9 protein-coding genes are annotated in these 8101 nt (G+C 73.7%); 4 read left to right on the forward strand and 5 right to left on the reverse strand.

What is annotated here, in order from left to right:
- The first annotated feature begins 75 nt into the window (after positions 1 to 75).
- The 4 genes from QSK45_RS36300 (at position 76) to QSK45_RS36315 (ending at position 5613) form a co-directional block, all read left to right on the forward strand.
- Complete coding sequence (locus tag QSK45_RS36300; RefSeq protein ID WP_285563204.1) at positions 76 to 1899, forward strand: phospholipase C; 1824 nt, start codon at positions 76 to 78, stop codon at positions 1897 to 1899.
- Positions 1900 to 2002: 103 nt separating this feature from the next.
- Positions 2003 to 3004: a phosphotransferase gene (locus QSK45_RS36305; RefSeq protein WP_285563205.1), complete on the forward strand. Its 1002-nt coding sequence runs from the start codon at positions 2003 to 2005 to the stop codon at positions 3002 to 3004.
- A gap of 61 nt (positions 3005 to 3065) precedes the next feature.
- Entirely contained in the window at positions 3066 to 4028 is a 963-nt protein-coding gene (locus QSK45_RS36310; protein WP_285563206.1) for a hypothetical protein, read from the forward strand.
- Between the two features lie 40 nt (positions 4029 to 4068).
- Positions 4069 to 5613 (forward strand): N,N-dimethylformamidase beta subunit family domain-containing protein, encoded by a 1545-nt coding sequence (locus QSK45_RS36315; protein ID WP_285563207.1) that lies wholly within the window; start codon positions 4069 to 4071, stop codon positions 5611 to 5613.
- A gap of 32 nt (positions 5614 to 5645) precedes the next feature.
- Here the strand turns inward: QSK45_RS36315 and QSK45_RS36320 are convergent, their stop codons facing one another.
- The 5 genes from QSK45_RS36320 to QSK45_RS36340 form a co-directional block, all read right to left on the reverse strand.
- A complete protein-coding gene (locus QSK45_RS36320; protein WP_285563208.1) occupies positions 5646 to 5813 on the reverse strand; it encodes a hypothetical protein in 168 nt (55 codons plus the stop codon).
- Between the two features lie 193 nt (positions 5814 to 6006).
- Positions 6007 to 6411 carry a DUF302 domain-containing protein gene (locus tag QSK45_RS36325; protein WP_285563209.1) on the reverse strand — a complete coding sequence of 135 codons (405 nt, stop codon included), beginning with the start codon at positions 6409 to 6411 and terminating at the stop codon, positions 6007 to 6009.
- 139 nt (positions 6412 to 6550) lie between these two features.
- Complete coding sequence (locus tag QSK45_RS36330; protein WP_285563210.1) at positions 6551 to 6838, reverse strand: metal-sensitive transcriptional regulator; 288 nt, start codon at positions 6836 to 6838, stop codon at positions 6551 to 6553.
- Between the two features lie 119 nt (positions 6839 to 6957).
- Positions 6958 to 7533: a rhodanese-like domain-containing protein gene (locus tag QSK45_RS36335; RefSeq protein WP_285563211.1), complete on the reverse strand. Its 576-nt coding sequence runs from the start codon at positions 7531 to 7533 to the stop codon at positions 6958 to 6960.
- Between the two features lie 95 nt (positions 7534 to 7628).
- On the reverse strand, positions 7629 to 8101 hold a 473-nt coding region (locus tag QSK45_RS36340), incomplete at its 5' end, for a sulfite exporter TauE/SafE family protein (RefSeq protein WP_285563212.1).

The following is an 8101-nucleotide window of genomic DNA, read 5'->3' on the forward strand; positions in this document are numbered from 1 at the left end:
CGACGCGCCCCGCAAGGAGCGCAGCATGCCTGCTCGTACACCGCACAGACGTTCTGTCCAAAGGGGTAGACCACCATGGCCAGCAGAGGAAGACGAGCCGCGATGCGCAGCCTGGGCGCGCTCGCGGGAGTCGCGGCGCTCACCGCGCTCGGCAGCAGCGCGCCCGGGTGGGCGGCGACGCCCGCCCACGCGCACGGGGCCTCGTCGACCGCGACGCCGATCAAGCACGTCGTCGTGCTCTTCGACGAGAACATCTCCTTCGACCACTACTTCGCCACGTACCCGAAGGCCGCCAACACCGACGGCACGAAGTTCACCGCGTCGAAGCACACCCCGAAGGACATCGACACGCTCGCCCACGCCGGGCTGCTGGAGAACAACCCCAACCAGTACGCGCCGAAGCGGCTGTCCCCGTCCCAGGCGATGACCTGCGACCAGAACCACTCCTACAGCGCCGAGCAGTACGCCTACAACGGCGGCAAGGCCGACCAGTTCGTGCAGAACACCGAGGTCGACAAGTGCAGCGGCGGCCTGTTCGGCGAGCCGGGCCTGGCGATGGACTACTACGACGGCAACACCGTCACGGCGCTGTGGAACTACGCCCAGCAGTACACGCTGAGCGACCGCGCCTACAGCTCCACCTACGGCCCGTCCACGCCCGGCGCGCTCAACCTCGTCTCCGGCAACACGCACGGCGTGGTCTCCATCGACCCCACCACCGGCGAGCAGACCAGCAAGCCGGACCGGTACACGGTCCAGTCGCCGGACGCGAACGGTGTCGGCACGGTCATCAACGACCCCGACCCGGCCTGGGACGACTGCTCCGGCAAGGACCACACCAGCAGCAACGCGCTGGCGTCGATGCAGGGCAAGAACGTCGGTGACCTGCTCAACGACAAGAAGGTCTCCTGGGGTTGGTTCCAGGGCGGCTTCCGCCCGACGACCGCGTGGAACGGCCAGGCCGGCTCCTACGCCAAGTGCGACGCCACGCACACCAACGTCGGCAACGCGTCCGTGGTGGACTACAGCCCGCACCACAACCCGTTCTCGTACTACAAGTCGACGGCCAACCCGCACCACCTGCCGCCGAAGTCCGTCTCCGAGATCGGTCACGACGGTCAGGCCAACCACCAGTACGACCTGACCGACTTCTCCGCCGCGCTCAAGGCGGGCAAGCTGCCGTCCGTCAGCTTCCTGAAGGCCGGCCAGTACCAGGACGGCCACGCCGGCTACTCGGACCCGATCGACGAGCAGCACTTCCTGGTCGACGAGATCAACGCGATCCAGAGCTCGCCGCAGTGGAAGTCCACCGCGATCGTGGTCGCCTACGACGACTCGGACGGCTGGTACGACCACGCCTTCGCGGCCCCGCGCAACGGCTCGACCGACACCTCGGTCGGCTCCAACGGCAAGGCCACCGACGGCCCGGCCTGCCAGAGCGGCCCGCAGGCGGCCGGCGGCTACGCGGACCGCTGCGGCCCCGGCACCCGCCAGCCGCTGCTGGTCATCTCGCCCTACAGCAAGGTGAACAAGGTCGACCACACGCTGACCGACCAGGCGTCCATCACCCGTTTCATCGAGGACAACTGGCACACCGGCCGCATCGGTGACGCCTCCTTCGACGCCCACGCCGGCTCGCTCGGCGGGATGTTCGACTTCCGGCACCCGAACAACAAGCAGGTGCTGCTGAACGCCGACGGCTCCGTGAAGTCCGTCGGCCCGATCAAGCACGTCGCCCCGGTGCACACCAGCATCACCCCGGGCCCGGCCCTGCAGAACGCGGCCGACACCACGGACGCGTCCTTCCCGACCCTCCCGGTCGGCCTCGGCGCCGGCGCCCTGCTGGCCGCCGGTGTGACGGGCACGTACCTCACGATGCGCCGCCGTCAGCAGGCCTGACGACAGGCCCCCTGGGTGTGCCCCCGGCCGACGGCCGGGGGCACACCCGTATGCGCGGAAAAACCGGTGGTCGCGACGCCGGCCGTGATGCTGGGATGGCGCGATGCGGAGCGAGATCTCGACGACCGTGGACCGGGGCGCCTTCGCGGACGCGGTGACGCCGTGGGAGCGGGAGTCCTGGCGGGCCGCGGCCCTCGACTGGGTCCGGGGGCGGCTGGCCGAGCACGGCCTGCGCGCGAGCGGTGAACCGCGGGTGCGGCTGCGCCCGTGGTCGGTGCTGGCGCGGGTGCCGGTGGAGGGGCGGGCCCCCGTCTGGTTCAAGGCGAATCCGCGTGCCGGCGCCTTCGAGGGCCCGCTGACCGCCGCGCTGGCCCGCTGGGTGCCCGGACATGTGCTGGAGCCCCTGGCCGTGGACGCGGCGCGCGCCTGGTCGTTGCTGCCGGACGGCGGCGATCTGTTCCGGCACGTGCTCGCGCGGGAGGCGGTCGAACCGGCGGTCTGGGAGGACCTGCTGCGCCAGTACGCGGGCGTGCAGCGCGCCCTGACCCCGCGCACGGCCGAGCTGGAACGACTCGGGGTGCCCGCGGCCCGCACCCTCGACCTGCCCGAGGTGTTCGACCGGCTGCTCGCGGCGAACACGGCGCTCGGACCCGACGCACGCGCCCGCCTCACCGCCGCACGGCCCCGGATCGTGGACTGGTGCGCCGAACTCGCGGCCGTCGGCGTCGAGGACACCCTCGACCACGCGGATCTGCACGACGGGCAGCTGTTCCGCCCGGAGCCGGGCCGGTTCACGTTCTTCGACTGGGGGGACGCGGCCGTCTCCCACCCGTTCTGCAGCCTCAGGGTCACCGCCGAGAGGGCCCGCGAACGCTACGGTCCACAGGTGCTGCCCCCGCTGCGCGACGCCTACCTGGAGCCCTGGACCGGCACCGGCCGCCCGGCGGCCGACCTGCGCAGGGCCGCGAGCCTCGCCTGGCGGCTCAGCTCCCTGGGCCGCGCCGCCTCCTGGGGCCGGATGTTCCCCGACCCGGCACGCCCCGCCCCCGGCGCCGCGCAGAGCGCCGAATGGCTGCTGGAACTCCTGAACGAGCCGCCGTTCTGAGCCCGTTGGCCTCAGTGCGGCCGAGGTCGCCGGGGCGGCGCGCGCGACGGACACTGGCGGTATGAGCCGTCACGCTCCCCCGCCCGGCCGTCGCGCCGTCCTGGCGGCGCTCGCCGGTGCCGCCCTCGGCGCGGCGGGCTGCTCCGGCACCACGGCCCCCGCGGCACGCGTCACGCCGTCGCCGGCTGCCCCGGAGCTGCCGCACACCACGCCGTGGCGGCCGGGGCCGGGCGAGGTCGAACCGGCGGCGAAACGGCGCGCGGTGCGGCTGGTGGAGGCGATCGGCGCATGGCCGACCGGGCACGGGGGACCCGCGGCCGCCCGCTCGCGCGTCTCGGCCCTCGGCCTGCCCCCGGCGCTCGTCGGCCAGGCCGGCCCCCTGCTTCCCCCGGCCGATCAGGCCGCGCTCCAGGTCGTCTTCGCGCAGTACGGCGGAATCCTGTCCCGGTCCGCGAGCGTGCTGGTGGTCTGCCGGCAGTGGGCCCGGCGGGGGGCGGCGCTCACTCCGGGCGGTACGACCGTGGACGTACGGCTCTCGCGGGGACCGCACGGCTGGACGGTCGACGCCCTGCGTCCGGCGCACCCGGGGCCGCCCGCCCGGTCCCTGCCCCCGGACACCCGCGCGGCCCTGTCCGACGACCGGATCACGCTGCCGCCCGCCGCCGTCGCCGACCTCCTCAGCGGCCGGGTGCACACCAGCGTGACGCGGGCGATGCGCGCGCTGGCGCGGACGTACCGGATCGGGGTGAGCGTCGTGCGCTCCGGGCATCCGCTGGACGTCTTCGGCACGGACAGGCCGAGCGACCACCCGCGGGGGCGGGCCTTCGACGTGTGGCGGGTCGACGGCCACCCGGTGGTGGACCCGGCGACCTCACGGACCCTGATCGAGCGGTTCATGCGGGACGCGGCCGCGGCGGGGTCGTACAACGTCGGCGGCCCGGTGCCGCTGTCCGGCGGCGCCACCGGGCAGTTCTTCAGCGACGCCACCCATCACGACCACGTGCACATCGGCTTCCGCGCCTGACCGGTTGCGCCGGGGCCGGGCACGCCCCGACGCTGGAGCGGTGACGCATCCGGGAGTCGGCGTGATCCCGGCGGACGGCCCAGGGCTGGGGCGGCGCCGGTTCCTCGCCCTGTGCGCCGGTGCGGGGCTCGGTACGGCCGCCGCCTGCACGGCCGCGCCATCCCGGTCCGGGGGCGGCCACCGGCCGGAGACGGAACGGGACGCGCCGGGCACCGCCGGCTGGCGGCTCGGGGCGACGGGCCCGCCGGAGGCGGTGACCGGTTATCCGGACCGGGTGAGCGTGGTCCCGGGCGAGAGCTTCGGCCTGCACGTGTCGACCACGGCGGCGTCGTTCCGGGTCTCGGCGTACCGGGTCGGCTGGTACGGCGGCGCCCAGGCCCGGCGGATCTGGACCTCGGGCCGGATACCGGGCCGGGCGCGGACCGCCCCGCTGGTGCTGCCCGCCACCCGGACCGTGCGCGCCGACTGGCCGGTCAGCCTGCCCGTCGACACCACCGGCTGGCCGGAGGGCGCCTACCTGCTGCGCCTGGAGGCGGACACCGGCCATCAGCGGTACGTCCCGTTCGTGGTCCGCTCCACCGACGGCACGGGCCGTACGGTGCTGCTGCACGCGCCGGCCACATGGCAGGCGTACAACCGGTGGGGCGGCGCCAGCCTGTACGCCGGCGCGGACGGCGCGTACGCCACGCGCTCCCTCGCGGTCAGCTTCGACCGGCCCTACGACGGGAGCGGCGCGGAGAAGTTCCTGACCTACGAGCGGGCGCTGGTCGTGCTCGCCGAGCGTCTCGGCATCCCGCTCGCGTACAGCACCGGAACCGACGTCCACCGGGACCCCGGGGTGCTGCGGGGCGCGCACGCCGTGGTCTGCCTGGGGCACGACGAGTACTGGACTCCCGAGCAGCGGGCGCACGTCACCGCCGCACGGGACGCCGGGACGAACCTCGCCTTCCTCGGCGCGAACACCTGCTTCCGCCGGGTGCGGCTGGAGGCCGGGGAACGCGCGGGGGATCGTACGGTCGTCTGCTACAAGACCGACTACCGCGCGGACCCCTGCTACCCGTCCCGCCCGGCACAGGTCACCACGGACTACCGGCTCCCGCCCGGCGCCGACCCCGAGTCCGCGCTCACCGGGGTGCTCTACGAGGGCTATCCGGTCGACGCGCCGTACGTCGTGCGGGCGGCCGGTCACTGGGCGTACGAGGGCACCGGCGTCCGCGCCGGGGACGCCTTCGCCCATCTCGTGGGCGTGGAGTACGACCGGGTCACCCCCGGCGCCCCCACTCCCGGCCCGCTGGAGATCACCGCGCACTCCCCGCTGGTGTGCGCGGGCCGGCCGAGCCACAGCGACTCGGCGTACTACCAGGCCCCAGGCGGGGCAGGGGTGTTCGCGACCGGCACCATGCGCTGGGTGGAGGGACTGCTGGCGGGGACGGGCGAACTGGGCCGCGACCACGGGATGGACGCCCGTACCCGCGCCTTCGTCACCCGCACCACGGAGAACGTGCTGCGCGTGTTCGCGCGGGGTCCGGCGGCCCGGCACGCGCCGCCACCGAACGCCGACGTCCATGCCGTGTACGGCGGTTGAGCAGATCCGAGGCGGTCCTCGGCGCGCCTCGGTCAGGCCTCCTGCGACCGCAGCCGGTCCTGGCGGGCCCTGTTGAACAGGCGCCACAGATGCTTGGCCACGGCGCACGGCGCGGAGTCGGCGCGGCACTGGCGGCAGGCGCGGGTGTGCTGCTCGTACTGGGTACGGGCGTCTTCTAATGCATCGCTGACAGCAGACATGGAAATCTCCGGACGGGGCGCGCTCCGAGCGGCGCGCCGACTTGACCGACCGGAACGGCCGGCCCCCAAAGGTGATCATGCTACTGCCGGGACTTCCGCCGCACCAATCCGGGCAGGGCTGCCGACGTGGGGCAGAAGCGGCCGCGCCCTGGTGTGGGCCCGCGGCGACCGGGGTCTGCTCAGACGTTCGGCGTCATCCTTCGGCACCGGTCCCCGTGAGGGACGCGAGAGCGGCGTCGAGACGACGGGTCGCCTCGTCGGCGACCGGGCGAAGGGCGTCGAGTCCGGTCAGGGCCACCATCGTCTGCGGGTCGAGGGCCTGCACGGCGGTGCGGTCGCCCTCGGCGCGGACGACCACGTTGCAGGGCAGCAGCAGGCCGATGGTGCGGTCCGCCTCCAGGGCCTGGTGGGCCAGCGGCGGGTTGCAGGCACCGAGGATGACGTAGTCCTCCATGTCCTGGTCGAGTTTCGCCTTGAGGGTGGCGGTGACGTCGATCTCGGTGAGGATGCCGAAGCCCTGGTCCGCGAGGGCCTCGCGCACCAGGGTGACGGCGGTGGCGAAGTCCGTGTCGAGATGCACCGTGTGGTCGTAACGCATGGGGTCTGCCTTTCCTGTCGTCTCGCCTGGCGCCGACGGGTGTCCAGCCCCGGGCCGGGCATGCATGAACCGTTCCGCGGGGCCTTCGTCCGGCGCCGGGCGTCGGCGTCCTCGCCCTCCGGCGCGGACCGGCGTCCTCTCACGCCAGCGAGAGGAAGAGCTTCTCCAGGCGCGTGCGCATCTGCTCGGGGTCCTCGCCGCTCCGCTGTCCGTCCTCGAAGTCGGCCACACACTTCTGGAGGCCGGTCGAGATGATCGCGAAACCGGCGCGGTCGAGCGCCCGCGACGCGGCGGCCAGCTGGGTGACGACATCCTCGCAGTCCCGGCCGTCCTCGATCATCCGGATCACCCCGGAGATCTGGCCCTGCGCGCGGCGCAGCCGGTTCAGCACGGCCTTCAGGGACGCGCCCTCAAGCTCCAGTTCCACGCTCACTCCTCAAAAATACCCCCAGGGGTACTGTACGTCCCCGTTCGGTCCGGCGGCGACCGCCGGGGCGCCCCCGTACGGTGTCCCGTGCGCCCCGGGCACACGGGACACCGCGCCGGTCAGAGGCTGCGCAGACGCGCCAGCGTCGCGTCCAGGTCGGCCTTGCCGGGCCGGTTGTACGGCAGCTTGGCGAGCATGGCGGCCATGCCGCAGGTGTTGGTCACGGCGGAGAACACCAGACCGCCCGCGACACCGGCGGACAGCAGCCGGAAGGCCGGGTGGACGAACTCGCCCAGGGCCAGGCCGAGCAGGACGAGCGATCCGGCGGTGAGGCGGACCTGGCGGTCCATGCTCCACGCCGACTTGACGTCACAGGCCACGGGGCGGTCCAGGTCGTTCCCCTGGGCGGCCCAGGCGCCGGTGCCGCCCGCGAGGGTCGCGGTGTGGATGCCCTTCTCGGCGAGCTGCCGGCACGCCTTCTCGGAACGGGCGCCCGAGGCGCAGACCACGAGGATCTCGGCGCGCTCGGCGGCGCTGCGGATGTCGGGGAGCGCGCGGTCGAGCTGGTCCAGCGGGATGTTCAGGGCACCGGGAACGTGACCGCCGGCGTACTCACCGGGGGTGCGGACGTCGATCACGGTGAGTTCGTGCAGACGAGTCTTGGCCTGGCGGGGATCGACGGCGGGAATGGTCATGGCAGATTGGTCCTTGTGTGTTGTTGATGTTGCCCCGGAGCGGGAGTTGCCCTTCCCTCGGGGTGTCTGTGGGGGCCCGGACCGCCGCGAGGCGATCAGAAGAGGGTGTCGAGGAGCATGGAGACGGAGACCGCGAGCAGGACGTACGCGAAGACCCGTTGCAGCGTGCCGCCCTTGAGCTTCTTCGACAGGCGTTTGCCGTCCCAGGCCCCGAGGATGGCCGCCGCGGTGAACGGGGCGACGACCGCCCAGTCCAGGTGCATCCCGGTGCCGGCGCGGGCGCCGAGCGCGGCCAGCGAGTTGATCGTGATGACCAGCAGGCTGGTGCCGACGGCGCGGCGCATGGGCAGCTTGAGCACGCCCACCAGCGCGGGGACGGCGAGGAAGCCGCCGCCCACCCCGAGGAATCCGGTCACCGCGCCGAGACCGGCACCCGCGGCGCCGGCCTTGCCCGGGTTCACCCGGGCACCGGACTCGGGGCCGGTGCGGGCGGGGCGCAGCATCCGCAGCGCGGCGAGGGCCGCGATGACCGAGAAGGCCACGGTCAGCACCGCCTGGGGAAGATGTC

Origin of the sequence: Streptomyces hygroscopicus subsp. hygroscopicus, assembly GCF_030269125.1 — a bacterium.
Taxonomy (GTDB): Bacteria; Actinomycetota; Actinomycetes; order Streptomycetales; family Streptomycetaceae; genus Streptomyces; species Streptomyces hygroscopicus_C.

Excerpts from the sequence above, each read along its gene's own strand:
- QSK45_RS36300 (WP_285563204.1), top strand. The coding sequence starts at position 76 with ATGGCCAGCAGAGGAAGACGAGCCGCGATGCGCAGCCTGGGCGCGCTC.
- QSK45_RS36305 (WP_285563205.1), top strand. The coding sequence starts at position 2,003 with ATGCGGAGCGAGATCTCGACGACCGTGGACCGGGGCGCCTTCGCGGAC.
- QSK45_RS36310 (WP_285563206.1), top strand. The coding sequence starts at position 3,066 with ATGAGCCGTCACGCTCCCCCGCCCGGCCGTCGCGCCGTCCTGGCGGCG.
- QSK45_RS36320 (WP_285563208.1), bottom strand. The coding sequence starts at position 5,813 with ATGTCTGCTGTCAGCGATGCATTAGAAGACGCCCGTACCCAGTACGAG.
- QSK45_RS36325 (WP_285563209.1), bottom strand. The coding sequence starts at position 6,411 with ATGCGTTACGACCACACGGTGCATCTCGACACGGACTTCGCCACCGCC.
- QSK45_RS36335 (WP_285563211.1), bottom strand. The coding sequence starts at position 7,533 with ATGACCATTCCCGCCGTCGATCCCCGCCAGGCCAAGACTCGTCTGCAC.